Raw genomic sequence first — 17,132 nt, forward strand, 5'->3', positions numbered from 1 at the left:
CGGCCCGCGTTCTCTGAAACGACGCGTCCGGGCAGGTCAGTGCGGCTCTCGCGGCCGTGCTGACCTGCTCGGTTTTTAGCCGTGCAGCTATACCCGTTATCGTTGTGCGGTATGCCTCCATCCGGATGATCGGGTGGAGCGCTGAACACTCTCACTAGGACCCGGAGAGAGCAATGCCTCCCAAGAAGAAGAAGGTCACGGGGCTGATCAAGCTCCAGATCCAGGCCGGCGCCGCCAACCCGGCCCCGCCGGTCGGCCCGGCGCTGGGTCAGCACGGCGTCAACATCATGGAGTTCTGCAAGGCCTACAACGCCGCGACCGAGTCGCAGCGCGGTTGGGTCATCCCGGTGGAGATCACGGTCTACGAGGACCGTTCCTTCACCTTCATCACCAAGACCCCGCCGGCGTCGCGGATGATCCTCAAGGCCGCGGGCGTGGAGAAGGGCTCCGGCGAGCCGCACAAGACCAAGGTCGCCAAGCTGACGCGCGACCAGGTCCGCGAGATCGCCACCACCAAGATGCCCGACCTGAACGCGAACGACCTGGACGCCGCCGAGAAGATCATCGCCGGCACCGCCCGTTCCATGGGCATCACGGTCGAGGGCTGAACACCCCCGATTGAGCACGCGGCGGAAGCCGCATGTTCAGCACAGAGTGGAAGGGCCACGCGCTGGCCCGGACCACGACTCCACACCTGAACTGAGCAGGAGAAGAAGTGAAGCGCAGCAAGGCTCTCCGCGGCGCGGACGCCAAGGTCGACCGGGAGCGCAACTACGCCCCCCTCGAGGCCGTCCGTCTCGCCAAGGAAACCGCCACCACCAAGTTCGACGGCACCGTCGAGGTCGCCTTCCGCCTGGGCGTCGACCCGCGCAAGGCCGACCAGATGGTCCGTGGCACCGTGAACCTCCCGCACGGCACCGGCAAGACCGCCCGGGTCCTGGTCTTCGCGACCGGTGACCGTGCCGAGGCCGCGCGTGCCGCGGGCGCCGACATCGTCGGCGCCGACGAGCTCATCGACGAGGTCTCGAAGGGCCGTCTGGACTTCGACGCCGTCGTCGCCACCCCGGACCTCATGGGCAAGGTCGGCCGCCTCGGCCGGGTCCTCGGCCCCCGTGGTCTGATGCCGAACCCGAAGACCGGCACCGTCACCCCCGATGTCGCCAAGGCTGTGAACGACATCAAGGGCGGCAAGATCGAGTTCCGGGTCGACAAGCACTCGAACCTGCACTTCATCATCGGCAAGGTCTCCTTCGACGAGGCCAAGCTGGTGGAGAACTACGGCGCGGCTCTGGAGGAGATCCTCCGTCTGAAGCCGTCCGCCGCGAAGGGCCGCTACATCAAGAAGGCGACCCTGACCACCACGATGGGCCCCGGCATCCCGCTGGACGCCAACCGCACCCGCAACCTCCTCGTCGAGGAGGACCCGGCGGCCGTCTGACGCCGACGGCAGCCAGGGGTCTCGCCGTAGCGTCATACGGCGGGCAGGCGCGCTGAGAACCGGCCCTCGCACCCTCTCTGAGGTGGCGGGGGCCGGTTTTTTCGATGTGGGGGGTGTCGTACGCATGCGCTACGGTTCTGGGGTTCGCGAAAGAAAAACGAGGGGTGGGGCATGAGCATGTCCGCATGGAGGCGCGCGGGCGTCTCGCTGACCGCTGTGGCCGTCGTCGCCGGTGTGGCCGGGTGCCAGGGCGGCAGCGACAAGAAGGCCGTCAACGAGCCCAAGGACTCGTCCCGCTCGGCGGCGACCGAGGTCATCACGGCCGCGTACAAGAAGACCGCCGAGGCGAAGTCGGCCAAGATCCGCATGACGATGTCCATGCCCGCGGGCATGGACGGCGTCAAGGGCGGCGAGATGGAGATGTCCGGCGTCATGGGGTGGGACCCCACGCTGATGGACATCACCGTGAAGGGCGAGGCGTTCAAGGCCGACCCGGACGCTCCCGAGCAGATGCGCATGGTGTGGCTCGACAACGTCGTGTACCTGGACATGGGTGCCCAGCAGGCCGCCAAGATGGACGGCAAGCGCTGGATGAAGCTGGACATCACGGCCGCCGCCGAGGCGTCGGGCGACAAGGCGCTGCAGAAGCAGATGACCTCCGGCCTGGAGAACATGAACCAGGACCCGGCCAAGCAGCTGGCGCTGCTGCTTGACTCGCCCAACCTCAAGCACGTTGGTCCGGAGAAGATCGACGGCACGGACACCCAGCACTACAAGGGCACGCTCTCCGTCGAGGAGATGATGAAGTCCAATGAGTCGCTCTCCGTCCTCAGCGACGAGGAGCGCAAGGAGCTGCTGGCCAATGTGAAGAAGGCCGGCATCAAGGACTACGACACCGAGGTCTGGGTCAACGAGGACGGCTACCCCGTCCGGATGGTCGTCGGGATGGGCACCCCCCAGGGCGCCGTGAAGATGACCGCCGACTACTCCGACTACGGCGCCAAGGCCGAGGTCCAGGCGCCGCCCGCCGGGGAGACCTTGGACCTCATGGAGATGTTCGAGGAGCTGGGCAAGGCGATGCAGGAGGGCGACGGCGCCTCCGCCGAGGAGCCCGCGCTCCAGGGCTGACGGCTCCGGGCGTCACTCCGGCGGCCCGATTTGCCTGACCGGGAATCGTTCACGTACTCTTCCACAGAAGCCAAAGACCGCTGGTCGTCACCGTGCCCGTACGCGGGTGCGGAGGCCGAAGGATCCGCTAGCTGCGGACGACCCGCGCAGGTGACTGTGGAAAGCTCCTGAAGAGACTCACGTCCGATTCGGTCGAGCTACGCCCCGTGCGCCTGCGCCGGGGCGTTTCGTTTTGCCCAGTCCCCTCCTTCGTCGATCCCGTGCGGTCCGAATCACCCGGAAGGAGGCCGAGGCTCATGGCGACGTCCGACAAGGTCGCAGCCGTCGAGGAGATCACGCAGAAGCTGCGCGACTCCAACGCGGCTGTGGTGACCTCTTACACCGGACTGAGCGTGGCGCAGCTCAAGCAGCTCCGTCGTTCTCTCGGCGAGAACGCTCAGTACCGAGTGGTGAAGAACACGCTGACCAAGATCGCGGCCAAGGAGGCCGGGGTCGAGCTGGACGAGCACCTCAAGGGCTCCACGGCTGTCGCCTTTGTGACCGGTGACCCGGTCGAGGCGGCTAAGGGTCTTCGTGACTTCGCCAAGGAGAACCCCGCGCTCGTCATCAAGGGCGGTGTCCTTGACGGCAAGGCGCTGTCCGCCGACGAGATCAAGAAGCTTGCGGACCTTGAGTCCCGCGAGGTTCTGCTCAGCAAGCTGGCGGGCGCCATGAAGGGCAAGCAGTCCCAGGCTGCCGCGCTCTTCCAGGCGCTTCCCTCGAAGTTCGTCCGCACCGCGGAGGCGCTTCGTGCCAAGAAGGCCGAGCAGGGCGGTGCCGAGTAATTCGGCTCGCGCATTGGCCGCCGTCGCCTAGGCACGCCTAGCCGGCACGGCCGCAGCGGGCCGAACGTACGCCCGCCTCATATGTACATCCGGCACCAGCCGACTTAGTGGAAGGACCGCCACCATGGCGAAGCTCTCTCAGGAAGACCTGCTCGCGCAGTTCGAGGAGATGACCCTCATCGAGCTCTCCGAGTTCGTGAAGGCGTTCGAGGAGAAGTTCGACGTCACCGCCGCCGCTCCGGCCGCCGTCGTCGCCGCCGCCCCGGGCGTCCCGGGCGCGGGCGCCGAGGCCGCCGAGGAGAAGGACGAGTTCGACGTCATCCTCACCGGCGCCGGCGACAAGAAGATCCAGGTCATCAAGGTCGTGCGTGAGCTGACCTCCCTGGGTCTGAAGGAGGCCAAGGACCTCGTGGACGGCACCCCGAAGCCGGTCCTCGAGAAGGTCGCCAAGGACGCCGCCGACAAGGCCGCCGAGGCCCTCAAGGGCGCCGGCGCCTCCGTCGAGGTCAAGTGACCCCACTGAGCTCCTGAGCCGGCCGCTCGCGGCGGCTTGAGACTCGAACCGAAGGGCGATCACCCAACCGGGTGATCGCCCTTCGGCGTACCCGTGACGTCTGTCTTGCACTCGCCGACATGGCGAGTATGGTGATCTTCGCCGTGCGCCCCGCTCGCTGGGGGCCTTGACGAACCGCACGTAGCGCGCAATTCTCAGGACGCGTCGGCACAGCGATCCGTATCCGAGGCATGGATCGCCGGCCGGACGGGCAGTATCGGGGTGCGCCACATGGCGCGTGGCTAACCGCGGAGATGAGAACAACGAGGGTCGTGGATACCCGCACTGGACATCAGTGGGCCAGGTGGCTACACTGACCCTTTGCGCTGCCTGTTAGCTGCTCCCTGCCCGTCACCAGGGGCATGCCCTCGTACGAGCACACCGACCGAAACGGCCCTGACCTGGTCCTTTGACCAGTCGGGAGATGTTCTGTCGCCGTGCCCGACCTGGGACCGGTACGCGCGTAGTGAGTCCGAGCCCTCGGAAGGACCCCCTCTTGGCCGCCTCGCGCAACGCCTCGACCGCGAATACGAACAACGGCGCAAGCACCGCCCCGCTGCGCATCTCCTTTGCAAAGATCAAGGAGCCCCTCGAGGTTCCGAACCTCCTCGCGCTGCAGACCGAGAGCTTTGACTGGCTGCTCGGCAACGCCGCATGGAAGGCTCGTGTCGAGGCGGCTCTGGAGTCCGGACAGGACGTCCCCACCAAGTCCGGTCTGGAGGAGATCTTCGAGGAGATCTCCCCGATCGAGGACTTCTCCGGGTCGATGTCGCTGACCTTCCGCGACCACCGCTTCGAGCCTCCGAAGAACTCGATCGACGAGTGCAAGGAGCGCGACTTCACCTACGCCGCGCCGCTCTTCGTCACGGCCGAGTTCACGAACAACGAGACCGGCGAGATCAAGTCCCAGACGGTCTTCATGGGCGACTTCCCGCTCATGACCAACAAGGGCACCTTCGTCATCAACGGCACCGAGCGTGTCGTGGTGTCGCAGCTCGTCCGCTCGCCGGGTGTCTACTTCGACTCCTCCATCGACAAGACGTCCGACAAGGACATCTTCACGGCCAAGATCATCCCCTCCCGGGGCGCCTGGCTGGAGATGGAGATCGACAAGCGCGACATGGTCGGCGTCCGCATCGACCGCAAGCGCAAGCAGTCCGTCACCGTGCTGCTCAAGGCCCTCGGCTGGACCACCGAGCAGATCCTTGAGGAGTTCGGCGACTACGAGTCCATGCGCGCCACCCTGGAGAAGGACCACACCCAGGGCCAGGACGACGCGCTGCTCGACATCTACCGCAAGCTGCGCCCGGGCGAGCCCCCCACGCGCGAGGCCGCGCAGACGCTGCTTGAGAACCTCTACTTCAACCCCAAGCGCTACGACCTGGCGAAGGTCGGCCGCTACAAGGTCAACAAGAAGCTCGGCGCGGACGAGCCGCTGGACGCCGGCGTGCTCACCGTCGACGACATCATCGCCACCATCAAGTACCTGGTGAAGCTGCACGCCGGCGAGGTCGAGACGGTCGGCGAGAGCGGCACCCAGATCGTCGTCGAGACCGACGACATCGACCACTTCGGCAACCGCCGTCTGCGCAATGTCGGCGAGCTCATCCAGAACCAGGTCCGCACGGGTCTGGCCCGGATGGAGCGCGTCGTGCGGGAGCGCATGACCACCCAGGACGTCGAGGCGATCACGCCGCAGACCCTGATCAACATCCGGCCGGTCGTCGCCTCCATCAAGGAGTTCTTCGGCACCAGCCAGCTGTCCCAGTTCATGGACCAGAACAACCCGCTGTCGGGGCTCACCCACAAGCGCCGGCTGTCGGCGCTCGGCCCGGGTGGTCTCTCCCGTGAGCGGGCCGGCTTCGAGGTCCGTGACGTGCACCCCTCGCACTACGGCCGCATGTGCCCGATCGAGACGCCGGAAGGCCCGAACATCGGTCTGATCGGCTCGCTCGCCTCGTACGGCCGGGTCAACGCCTTCGGCTTTGTCGAGACGCCGTACCGCAAGGTCGTCGACGGCCAGGTCACCGACGAGGTGGACTACCTGACCGCCGATGAAGAGGACCGCTTCGTCATCGCGCAGGCCAACGCCCCGCTGACCGAGGACCTCCGGTTCGCCGAGAACCGCGTGCTGGTCCGCCGCCGCGGCGGCGAGGTCGACTACGTCGGCGCCGGCGACGTGGACTACATGGACGTCTCGCCGCGCCAGATGGTGTCGGTCGCCACGGCCATGATCCCGTTCCTTGAGCACGACGACGCCAACCGTGCCCTCATGGGCGCGAACATGATGCGCCAGGCCGTTCCGCTCATCAAGGCGGAGGCCCCGCTCGTCGGCACCGGCATGGAGTACCGCTGTGCCACCGACGCCGGCGACGTCATCAAGGCGGAGAAGGACGGTGTGATCCAGGAGGTCTCGGCCGACTACATCACCGTCGCCAACGACGACGGCACGTACACCACGTACCGCGTCGCCAAGTTCTCCCGCTCCAACCAGGGCACGTCGGTCAACCAGAAGGTGATCGTCTCCGAGGGCGACCGGGTTGTCGAGGGCCAGGTCCTCGCCGACGGCCCGGCCACCCAGCACGGCGAGATGGCGCTCGGCAAGAACCTGCTCGTCGCCTTTATGCCGTGGGAGGGCCACAACTACGAGGACGCGATCATCCTGTCGCAGCGCCTCGTCCAGGACGACGTGCTGTCCTCGATCCACATCGAGGAGCACGAGGTCGACGCCCGTGACACCAAGCTGGGCCCCGAGGAGATCACCCGGGACATCCCGAACGTCTCCGAGGAGGTCCTCGCCGACCTCGACGAGCGCGGCATCATCCGCATCGGCGCCGAGGTCGTCGCGGGCGACATCCTGGTCGGCAAGGTCACCCCGAAGGGTGAGACCGAGCTGACCCCGGAGGAGCGCCTGCTCCGCGCGATCTTCGGTGAGAAGGCGCGTGAGGTCCGCGACACCTCGCTGAAGGTGCCGCACGGCGAGACCGGCAAGGTCATCGGCGTCCGCGTCTTCGACCGCGAGGAGGGCGACGAGCTGCCGCCCGGCGTGAACCAGCTGGTCCGCGTCTACGTGGCGCAGAAGCGCAAGATCACCGACGGTGACAAGCTCGCCGGCCGCCACGGCAACAAGGGCGTCATCTCCAAGATTCTGCCGATCGAGGACATGCCGTTCCTGGAGGACGGCACCCCGGTCGACATCATCCTCAACCCGCTGGGTGTGCCGTCCCGAATGAACCCGGGACAGGTGCTGGAGATCCACCTCGGCTGGCTCGCCAGCCAGGGCTGGGACGTCTCCGGTCTCGCCGACGAGTGGGCCCAGCGACTGCAGCACATCGGCGCCGACCAGGTCGAGCCGCGCACCAATGTCGCGACCCCGGTCTTCGACGGCGCCCGTGAGGACGAGCTGGCCGGTCTGCTGGAGCACACCGTGCCCAACCGCGACGGTGACCGCATGGTCCTGCCGTCCGGCAAGGCGCGGCTGTTCGACGGCCGCTCCGGTGAGCCGTTCCCGGACCCGATCTCCGTCGGGTACATGTACATCCTCAAGCTCCACCACCTGGTCGACGACAAGCTGCACGCCCGTTCGACCGGCCCGTACTCGATGATCACCCAGCAGCCGCTGGGTGGTAAGGCCCAGTTCGGTGGCCAGCGCTTCGGTGAGATGGAGGTGTGGGCGCTGGAGGCATACGGCGCCGCCTACGCCCTCCAGGAGCTGCTGACCATCAAGTCCGACGACGTCACCGGCCGCGTGAAGGTCTACGAGGCCATCGTCAAGGGCGAGAACATCCCGGAGCCCGGCATCCCCGAGTCCTTCAAGGTGCTCATCAAGGAGATGCAGTCCCTGTGCCTCAACGTGGAGGTGCTCTCGTCGGACGGTATGTCCATCGAGATGCGCGACACCGACGAGGACGTCTTCCGCGCTGCGGAGGAGCTCGGAATCGACCTGTCCCGGCGCGAGCCGAGCAGCGTCGAAGAGGTCTGACGGGCCTGGCCGGGGCTCTCCCCCATGAGAGCCCCGGCCGGCCCCGGGCCCGTACAGACCATTGATTGACACGACCCTGAGAGGGATTGACGCATAGTGCTCGACGTCAACTTCTTCGACGAGCTGCGGATCGGCCTGGCGACCGCGGACGACATCCGACAGTGGTCCCACGGCGAGGTGAAGAAGCCGGAGACCATCAACTACCGCACGCTCAAGCCCGAGAAGGACGGACTCTTCTGCGAGAAGATCTTCGGTCCTACCCGGGACTGGGAGTGCTACTGCGGCAAGTACAAGCGTGTCCGCTTCAAGGGCATCATCTGTGAGCGGTGCGGCGTGGAGGTCACTCGCGCCAAGGTGCGCCGTGAGCGGATGGGCCACATTGAGCTGGCCGCGCCGGTCACCCACATCTGGTACTTCAAGGGCGTTCCTTCCCGCCTGGGCTACCTGCTGGACCTCGCGCCGAAGGACCTGGAGAAGGTCATCTACTTCGCCGCGTACATGATCACGTACGTGGACGAGGAGCGCCGCACGCGCGATCTGCCCTCGCTGGAGGCGCATGTCTCCGTCGAGCGCCAGCAGATCGAGAACCGCCGCGACGCCGACCTGGAGGCCCGCGCCAAGAAGCTCGAGACCGACCTGGCCGAGCTGGAGGCCGAGGGCGCCAAGGCCGATGTGCGCCGCAAGGTGCGCGAAGGCGCCGAGCGAGAGATGAAGCAGCTGCGCGACCGCGCCCAGCGCGAGATCGACCGGCTCGACGAGGTGTGGAACCGCTTCAAGAACCTCAAGGTCCAGGACCTGGAGGGCGACGAGCTGCTCTACCGCGAGCTGCGCGACCGCTTCGGCACCTACTTCGACGGCTCGATGGGCGCCGCCGCGCTGCAGAAGCGCCTGGAGTCCTTCGACCTGGAGGAGGAGGCCGAGCGCCTCCGCGAGATCATCCGCACCGGCAAGGGGCAGAAGAAGACCCGGGCGCTCAAGCGCCTCAAGGTCGTCTCCGCCTTCCTGCAGACCTCCAACAGCCCCAAGGGCATGGTGCTGGACTGCGTCCCGGTGATCCCGCCGGACCTGCGTCCGATGGTGCAGCTGGACGGTGGCCGCTTCGCCACCTCCGACCTGAACGACCTGTACCGCCGCGTTATCAACCGCAACAACCGCCTCAAGCGTCTCCTTGACCTCGGCGCCCCCGAGATCATCGTGAACAACGAGAAGCGGATGCTGCAGGAGGCCGTCGACGCGCTGTTCGACAACGGCCGCCGCGGCCGCCCGGTCACGGGCCCCGGCAACCGCCCGCTGAAGTCGCTGTCCGACATGCTCAAGGGCAAGCAGGGCCGCTTCCGTCAGAACCTCCTCGGCAAGCGAGTCGACTACTCGGCCCGTTCCGTCATCGTCGTCGGCCCGCAGCTCAAGCTGCACCAGTGCGGTCTGCCGAAGGCGATGGCGCTGGAGCTGTTCAAGCCGTTCGTGATGAAGCGCCTGGTCGACCTGAACCACGCGCAGAACATCAAGAGCGCCAAGCGCATGGTCGAGCGCGGCCGCACGGTCGTGTACGACGTGCTGGAAGAGGTCATCGCGGAGCACCCGGTTCTGCTGAACCGTGCGCCCACGCTGCACCGCCTCGGCATCCAGGCCTTCGAGCCGCAGCTGGTTGAAGGCAAGGCCATCCAGATCCACCCGCTCGTCTGCACCGCCTTCAACGCGGACTTCGACGGCGACCAGATGGCCGTGCACCTGCCGCTGTCCGCGGAGGCACAGGCCGAGGCCCGCATCCTGATGCTGTCCTCGAACAACATCCTCAAGCCGGCCGACGGCCGTCCGGTGACCATGCCGACCCAGGACATGGTGCTGGGCCTGTACTTCCTCACCTCCGACGAGGAAGAGCGCAAGGTCATCGGCGAGGGCCGGTCGTTCAACTCGACCGCCGAGGCGATCATGGCCTTCGACGCGCGGGAGCTGTCGCTCCAGGCGAAGGTCGACATCCGCTTCCCGGTGGGCACCATCCCGCCGCGCGGCTGGACGCCTCCGGCCGAGGAGCAGGGCGAGGAGTCGGTCACCGGACCGTGGCAGCAGGGCGACAGCTTCCGGCTGCGCACCACCCTGGGCCGTGCGCTCTTCAACGAGCTGCTGCCCGAGGACTACCCGTTCGTCGACTACGCGGTCGGCAAGAAGCAGCTCTCCGAGATCGTCAACGACCTCGCCGAGCGCTACCCCAAGGTCATCGTGGCGGCGACGCTCGACAACCTGAAGGCGGCCGGCTTCTTCTGGGCGACCCGCTCCGGCGTCACCGTGGCCATCTCCGACGTCGTTGTCCCCGAGGCGAAGAAGGAGATCGTCGCCAAGTGGGAGGCCGCGGACGAGAAGATCCAGAAGCAGTACGAGCGCGGTCTGATCACCAAGGACGAGCGGACCCAGGAGCTCATCGGCATCTGGACCAACGCGACCAACGAGGTCGCCGAGGCCATGACCGTGAACTTCCCGAAGACCAACCCCATCTTCATGATGGTCAACTCGGGCGCTCGCGGAAACATGATGCAGATGCGTCAGATCGCCGGTATGCGTGGTCTGGTGTCCAACGCGAAGAACGAGACCATCCCGCGGCCCATCAAGGCGTCGTTCCGTGAGGGTCTCTCCGTGCTGGAGTACTTCATCTCCACCCACGGCGCCCGTAAGGGTCTCGCGGACACCGCTCTGCGTACCGCGGACTCGGGTTACCTGACCCGTCGTCTGGTCGACGTCTCGCAGGACGTGATCATCCGCGAGGAGGACTGCGGCACCGACCGCGGCCTGAAGCTGCGGATCGCCGAGCGGGGCGCCGACGGCACCCTGCGCAAGGCGGACAACGTCGAGACGTCCGTGTACGCGCGCATGCTCGCCGAGGACGTCGTCGTCGACGGCAAGGTCATCGCGCCGGCCAATGTCGACCTCGGCGATGTGCTGATCGAGCAGCTCGTCGCCGCGGGCGTGGAGGAGGTCAAGACCCGCTCGGTCCTGACCTGTGAGTCCGCGGTCGGCACCTGTGCGTACTGCTACGGCCGTTCGCTGGCCACCGGCAAGCTGGTCGACATCGGTGAGGCGGTCGGCATCATCGCCGCCCAGTCCATCGGTGAGCCGGGCACCCAGCTGACGATGCGTACCTTCCACACCGGTGGTGTAGCCGGTGACGACATCACCCAGGGTCTGCCCCGTGTCGTCGAGCTCTTCGAGGCCCGTACGCCCAAGGGTGTGGCCCCGATCTCCGAGGCCGCGGGCCGGGTCCGCATCGAGGAGACCGAGAAGACCAAGAAGATCATCGTCACCCCGGACGACGGCAGCGACGAGACGGCGTACCCGATCTCGAAGCGTGCCAAGGTCCTGGTGCACGAGGGCGACCACGTCGAGGTGGGCCAGAAGCTCACCTTCGGCGCGACCAACCCGCACGACGTGCTGCGCATCCTCGGCCAGCGCGCGGTCCAGGTCCACCTGGTCGGCGAGGTCCAGAAGGTCTACAACTCGCAGGGTGTGTCGATCCACGACAAGCACATCGAGATCATCATCCGGCAGATGCTGCGCCGGGTGACGATCATCGAGTCCGGCGACGCCGAGCTGCTGCCGGGCGAGCTGGTGGAGCGGTCGAAGTTCGAGACCGAGAACCGCCGGGTCGTCACCGAGGGCGGTCACCCCGCCTCCGGCCGTCCGCAGCTGATGGGCATCACCAAGGCCTCGCTGGCCACCGAGTCGTGGCTGTCGGCGGCGTCCTTCCAGGAGACGACCAGGGTCCTGACCGACGCGGCGATCAACGCCAAGTCGGACTCCCTGATCGGCCTCAAGGAGAACGTCATCATCGGTAAGCTCATCCCGGCCGGTACGGGTCTGTCCCGTTACCGGAACATCCGGGTGGAGCCCACCGAGGAGGCGAAGGCGGCGATGTACTCGGCCGTCGGGTACGACGACATCGACTACTCGCCGTTCGGCACGGGCTCTGGGCAGGCTGTGCCGCTGGAGGACTACGACTACGGTCCGTACAACCAGTAAGGCGTACGTCTGAGCGAAGGGCGGGCATCCTGGGTGGGTGCCCGCCCTTTGGCGTTGGGTGGGTCCGGGGTGCGGGCGGAGCGTTTCCCCCACCCCACCCCTCCCCGCAACCAGGGACTCCGCCCCTGCACCCCGTGAGCCAGGGGCTTTGCCCTGGCGCCTGCGGGCCTGCGGTCCGGAGCTTTGGTGGCTTGGCCGCTGTTCGGCCGGCTTGTGCGGCGGCGTGGAGCTTTGGCCGGGCCGGCCGATCGCGGGCCATCCGCCCGGCGTGGTCCGGATGGCTGTACTGCCCGGCGGGACGCCGCCGGCTGGGGCGCGGCGCGGGGCGATGTGGTACAGGGGCTCAGGGCGCGGGCCGAGCGGGTGCAGGGGCGGTAGCCCCTGGCCGTCCGGAAGCAGGCCGTGGCCGTGACCGGGTGCCCGCCGCAGGCTCAGGCGGCAGCTCGGCTGCCGTCCGTTCCCGCCGGGCCGGGGGCTTCCGGCCCATGTCCACCCGCGGGCCGCCTGTCCGCCGGGAGGGCGCCCCGCGTCCGAGAGTTCCCGCGCGTGGGCATTTGTTTTGACCGAAGGGAATGCGGTAGGTACGCTCAGACCTTGTGCCTGGGGTGTGCCTTGGCTCGTGTGCGTGTCTACAGCCGCACGGCGGGCCTCGATCGGCCACCGCAATCCGCCACTTCCGCCGCCATCGGCGGCGGCGGGCAGGATTCGACACACCCGACCGCGTGGGTCGGCGACGTTCCAGGTTAGCTTTACTACACGGCACACAGAAACCGGAGAAGTAGTGCCTACGATCCAGCAGCTGGTCCGGAAGGGCCGGCAGGACAAGGTCGAGAAGAACAAGACGCCCGCACTCGAGGGTTCCCCTCAGCGCCGCGGCGTCTGCACGCGTGTGTTCACGACCACCCCGAAGAAGCCGAACTCGGCCCTCCGCAAGGTCGCGCGTGTGCGTCTGACCTCCGGCATCGAGGTCACGGCCTACATTCCGGGTGAGGGACACAACCTGCAGGAGCACTCCATCGTGCTCGTGCGTGGTGGCCGTGTGAAGGACCTGCCGGGTGTTCGCTACAAGATCATCCGCGGTTCGCTTGACACCCAGGGTGTCAAGAACCGCAAGCAGGCCCGCAGCCGCTACGGCGCCAAGAAGGAGAAGTAAGAATGCCTCGTAAGGGCCCCGCCCCGAAGCGCCCGGTCATCATCGACCCGGTTTACGGTTCTCCTCTGGTGACCTCGCTGATCAACAAGATCCTGCTCAACGGCAAGCGGTCCACCGCTGAGCGCATCGTGTACGGCGCCATGGAAGGCCTCCGCGAGAAGACCGGCAACGACCCGGTCATCACGCTGAAGCGCGCCCTCGAGAACGTCAAGCCGGCGCTCGAGGTGAAGTCCCGCCGTGTCGGTGGCGCCACCTACCAGGTCCCGGTCGAGGTCAAGCCCGGCCGCGCCTCCACTCTCGCGCTGCGCTGGCTCGTGGGCTACTCCCGCGCCCGTCGTGAGAAGACCATGACCGAGCGCCTGATGAACGAGCTGCTGGACGCCTCGAACGGCCTCGGCGCCTCGGTCAAGAAGCGCGAGGACACGCACAAGATGGCCGAGTCCAACAAGGCCTTCGCGCACTACCGCTGGTAGTCGCTACCCCATCGAGAACCGAGAGAAGACTGAAGCCTTATGGCTACCACTTCGCTTGACCTGGCCAAGGTCCGCAACATCGGGATCATGGCCCACATCGACGCGGGCAAGACGACCACCACCGAGCGAATCCTGTTCTACACCGGTGTTTCCTACAAGATCGGTGAGGTTCACGACGGCGCCGCCACGATGGACTGGATGGAGCAGGAGCAGGAGCGCGGCATCACCATCACGTCCGCCGCGACGACCTGCCACTGGCCGCTCGAGGACGTCGACCACACCATCAACATCATCGACACCCCGGGTCACGTCGACTTCACCGTCGAGGTGGAGCGCTCGCTCCGCGTCCTCGACGGCGCCGTGACCGTCTTCGACGGTGTCGCCGGTGTGGAGCCGCAGTCCGAGACCGTTTGGCGTCAGGCGGACCGCTACGGCGTGCCGCGTATCTGCTTCGTCAACAAGCTCGACCGGACCGGCGCCGAGTTCCACCGCTGCGTGGACATGATCAGCGACCGGCTGGGCGCCCAGCCGATCGTGATGCAGCTGCCGATCGGGGCCGAGGCCGACTTCAAGGGCGTTGTGGACCTGGTCCGCATGAAGGCCCTGGTGTGGTCCGCCGAGGCCGCCAAGGGCGAGATGTACGACGTCGTCGACATCCCGGACACCCACGCCGAGGCTGCCGAGGAGTACCGCGGCAAGCTGCTTGAGGCCGTGGCCGAGAACGACGAAGAGATCATGGAGCTGTACCTGGACGGCCAGGAGCCGACCGAGGAGCAGCTGTACGCCGCGATCCGCCGTATCACCATCGCCTCCGGCAAGGGCGGCGGCACCACCGTCACCCCGGTGTTCTGCGGCACCGCGTTCAAGAACAAGGGCGTGCAGCCCCTGCTCGACGCGGTCGTGCGCTACCTCCCCTCCCCGCTTGACGTCGAGGCCATCGAGGGCCACGACGTGAAGGACCCGGAGGAGGTCGTCAAGCGCAAGCCGTCAGACGACGAGCCGCTGTCGGCTCTCGCCTTCAAGATCATGAGCGACCCGCACCTGGGCAAGCTCACCTTCGTCCGGGTCTACTCGGGCCGCCTGGAGTCCGGCACGCAGGTGCTGAACTCCGTCAAGGGCAAGAAGGAGCGCATCGGCAAGATCTACCGCATGCACGCGAACAAGCGTGAGGAGATCGACTCGGTGGGCGCGGGCGACATCATCGCCGTCATGGGTCTGAAGCAGACCACGACCGGTGAGACGCTCTCCGACGACAAGAACCCGGTGATCCTGGAGTCCATGGACTTCCCAGCGCCGGTCATCGAGGTCGCCATCGAGCCCAAGTCGAAGGGCGACCAGGAGAAGCTCGGCGTCGCCATTCAGCGGCTCGCGGAGGAGGACCCCTCCTTCCAGGTGCACACCAACGAGGAGACCGGCCAGACCGTCATCGGCGGTATGGGCGAGCTTCACCTTGAGGTGCTCGTCGACCGGATGAAGCGCGAGTTCAAGGTCGAGGCCAACGTCGGCAAGCCGCAGGTCGCGTACCGCGAGACGATCCGCAAGACCGTCGAGAAGATCGACTACACCCACAAGAAGCAGACCGGTGGCACCGGTCAGTTCGCGAAGGTGCAGATCTCGATCGAGCCTCTTGAGGGCGGCGACGGCACGAACTACGAGTTCGTGAACAAGGTCACCGGTGGCCGCATCCCCAAGGAGTACATCCCCTCGGTGGACGCGGGCGCTCAGGAGGCCATGCAGTTCGGCATCCTGGCGGGCTACGAGATGACGGGCGTGCGCGTCACGCTTCTCGACGGCGCCTACCACGAGGTCGACTCCTCCGAGCTCGCCTTCAAGATCGCCGGTTCGCAGGCCTTCAAGGAGGCCGCGCGCAAGGCGTCCCCGGTTCTCCTTGAGCCGATGATGGCCGTCGAGGTCACCACGCCCGAGGACTACATGGGCGATGTCATCGGCGACATCAACTCCCGCCGTGGCCAGATCCAGGCCATGGAGGAGCGTGCCGGCGCCCGCGTTGTGAAGGGCCTGGTGCCGCTGTCGGAGATGTTCGGCTATGTCGGCGACCTCCGCAGCAAGACCTCGGGTCGCGCAAGCTACTCGATGCAGTTCGACTCCTACGCCGAGGTTCCGCGGAACGTCGCCGAGGAGATCATCGCGAAGGCCAAGGGCGAGTAACTCACCCGAGTACACGCTTTAGGCTTATCACCGGCAGGCCTCAAGGGGGCATTCCCTCCGGATCCGGAGGGAATGCCCCGGGCCCCGGCATCCCAGCAAAGATCACCTGGCGCCGATGAGTAAGGCGTACAGAACCACTCCACAGGAGGACCCCAGTGGCGAAGGCGAAGTTCGAGCGGACTAAGCCGCACGTCAACATCGGCACCATCGGTCACATTGACCACGGTAAGACGACCCTCACGGCCGCCATTACCAAGGTGCTGCATGACGCGTACCCGGACCTGAACGAGGCCTCGGCCTTCGACCAGATCGACAAGGCTCCTGAGGAGCGCCAGCGCGGTATCACCATCTCCATCGCGCACGTCGAGTACCAGACCGAGTCGCGTCACTACGCGCACGTCGACTGCCCCGGTCACGCGGACTACATCAAGAACATGATCACCGGTGCTGCCCAGATGGACGGCGCCATCCTCGTGGTCGCCGCCACCGACGGCCCGATGCCGCAGACCAAGGAGCACGTGCTCCTGGCCCGCCAGGTCGGCGTGCCGTACATCGTCGTCGCCCTGAACAAGGCTGACATGGTGGACGACGAGGAGATCCTGGAGCTCGTCGAGCTTGAGGTGCGTGAGCTCCTCTCCGAGTACGAGTTCCCGGGCGACGACGTTCCGGTCGTCAAGGTCTCCGCTCTGAAGGCCCTTGAGGGCGACGCCGAGTGGGGCAAGTCCGTCCTCGACCTGATGAAGGCCGTCGACGAGGCCATCCCGTCCCCGGAGCGCGACACCGACAAGCCGTTCCTGATGCCGATCGAGGACGTCTTCACGATCACCGGTCGCGGTACGGTCGTCACCGGCCGTATCGAGCGTGGTGTCCTGAACGTCAACGAGACGGTCGACATCATCGGCATCAAGCCGGAGAAGACCACCACCACGGTCACCGGCATCGAGATGTTCCGCAAGCTGCTGGACGAGGGCCGGGCCGGTGAGAACGTCGGTCTGCTCCTCCGCGGCATCAAGCGCGAGGACGTCGAGCGCGGCCAGGTCATCATCAAGCCGGGCTCGGTCACCCCGCACACCGAGTTCGAGGCCCAGGCCTACATCCTGTCGAAGGACGAGGGTGGCCGTCACACCCCGTTCTTCAACAACTACCGCCCGCAGTTCTACTTCCGTACCACGGACGTGACCGGCGTGGTGACCCTCCCCGAGGGCACCGAGATGGTCATGCCGGGCGACAACACCTCCATGTCCGTCCAGCTGATCCAGCCGGTCGCCATGGAGGAGGGCCTGAAGTTCGCCATCCGCGAGGGTGGCCGGACCGTCGGCGCCGGCCAGGTCACCAAGATCGTCAAGTGAGTCTCTTGACTGTCTTCAGGGCCTGAAGCCTTTTCGGAGGGCCCCGCACCGTGAG

Annotated in this window: 11 protein-coding genes; all 11 read left to right on the forward strand. The window is 66.8% G+C overall.

Going from position 1 to position 17,132, the window contains the following annotated elements; genetic code table 11:
* Positions 1 to 173: 173 nt before the first annotated feature.
* The 11 genes from rplK (at position 174) to tuf (ending at position 17,077) form a co-directional block, all read left to right on the forward strand.
* Entirely contained in the window at positions 174 to 608 is a 435-nt protein-coding gene (rplK, locus tag OF819_RS08985; RefSeq protein WP_067282281.1) for a 50S ribosomal protein L11, read from the forward strand.
* 107 nt (positions 609 to 715) lie between these two features.
* Positions 716 to 1,438 (forward strand): 50S ribosomal protein L1, encoded by a 723-nt coding sequence (gene rplA / locus OF819_RS08990; RefSeq protein ID WP_267242873.1) that lies wholly within the window; start codon positions 716 to 718, stop codon positions 1,436 to 1,438.
* Between the two features lie 171 nt (positions 1,439 to 1,609).
* On the forward strand, positions 1,610 to 2,566 hold the full coding sequence (locus OF819_RS08995; protein ID WP_267242874.1) for a hypothetical protein: 957 nt from the start codon (positions 1,610 to 1,612) through the stop codon (positions 2,564 to 2,566).
* A gap of 296 nt (positions 2,567 to 2,862) precedes the next feature.
* Positions 2,863 to 3,390 (forward strand): 50S ribosomal protein L10, encoded by a 528-nt coding sequence (gene rplJ, locus OF819_RS09000; protein ID WP_267242875.1) that lies wholly within the window; start codon positions 2,863 to 2,865, stop codon positions 3,388 to 3,390.
* Between the two features lie 124 nt (positions 3,391 to 3,514).
* A complete protein-coding gene (rplL, locus tag OF819_RS09005; RefSeq protein ID WP_267242876.1) occupies positions 3,515 to 3,904 on the forward strand; it encodes a 50S ribosomal protein L7/L12 in 390 nt (129 codons plus the stop codon).
* 535 nt (positions 3,905 to 4,439) lie between these two features.
* Positions 4,440 to 7,925 (forward strand): DNA-directed RNA polymerase subunit beta, encoded by a 3,486-nt coding sequence (gene rpoB, locus OF819_RS09010; RefSeq protein ID WP_267242877.1) that lies wholly within the window; start codon positions 4,440 to 4,442, stop codon positions 7,923 to 7,925.
* A gap of 96 nt (positions 7,926 to 8,021) precedes the next feature.
* Positions 8,022 to 11,933 (forward strand): DNA-directed RNA polymerase subunit beta', encoded by a 3,912-nt coding sequence (locus OF819_RS09015; RefSeq protein WP_267242878.1) that lies wholly within the window; start codon positions 8,022 to 8,024, stop codon positions 11,931 to 11,933.
* Positions 11,934 to 12,714: 781 nt separating this feature from the next.
* On the forward strand, positions 12,715 to 13,086 hold the full coding sequence (rpsL, locus tag OF819_RS09020; protein ID WP_003948652.1) for a 30S ribosomal protein S12: 372 nt from the start codon (positions 12,715 to 12,717) through the stop codon (positions 13,084 to 13,086).
* A 2-nt stretch (positions 13,087 to 13,088) separates the two neighbouring features.
* Positions 13,089 to 13,559, forward strand: coding sequence for a 30S ribosomal protein S7 (gene rpsG / locus OF819_RS09025; RefSeq protein ID WP_100108597.1), 471 nt, complete (start codon positions 13,089 to 13,091; stop codon positions 13,557 to 13,559).
* 39 nt (positions 13,560 to 13,598) lie between these two features.
* Entirely contained in the window at positions 13,599 to 15,728 is a 2,130-nt protein-coding gene (gene fusA / locus OF819_RS09030) for an elongation factor G (RefSeq protein WP_267242879.1), read from the forward strand.
* Positions 15,729 to 15,883: 155 nt separating this feature from the next.
* Positions 15,884 to 17,077, forward strand: a complete 1,194-nt coding sequence (tuf, locus tag OF819_RS09035; protein ID WP_267242880.1) for an elongation factor Tu — start codon at positions 15,884 to 15,886, stop codon at positions 17,075 to 17,077.
* Positions 17,078 to 17,132: the final 55 nt, after the last annotated feature.

The organism is Streptomyces sp. PR69 (assembly GCF_026420845.1).
GTDB lineage: Bacteria > Actinomycetota > Actinomycetes > Streptomycetales > Streptomycetaceae > Streptomyces.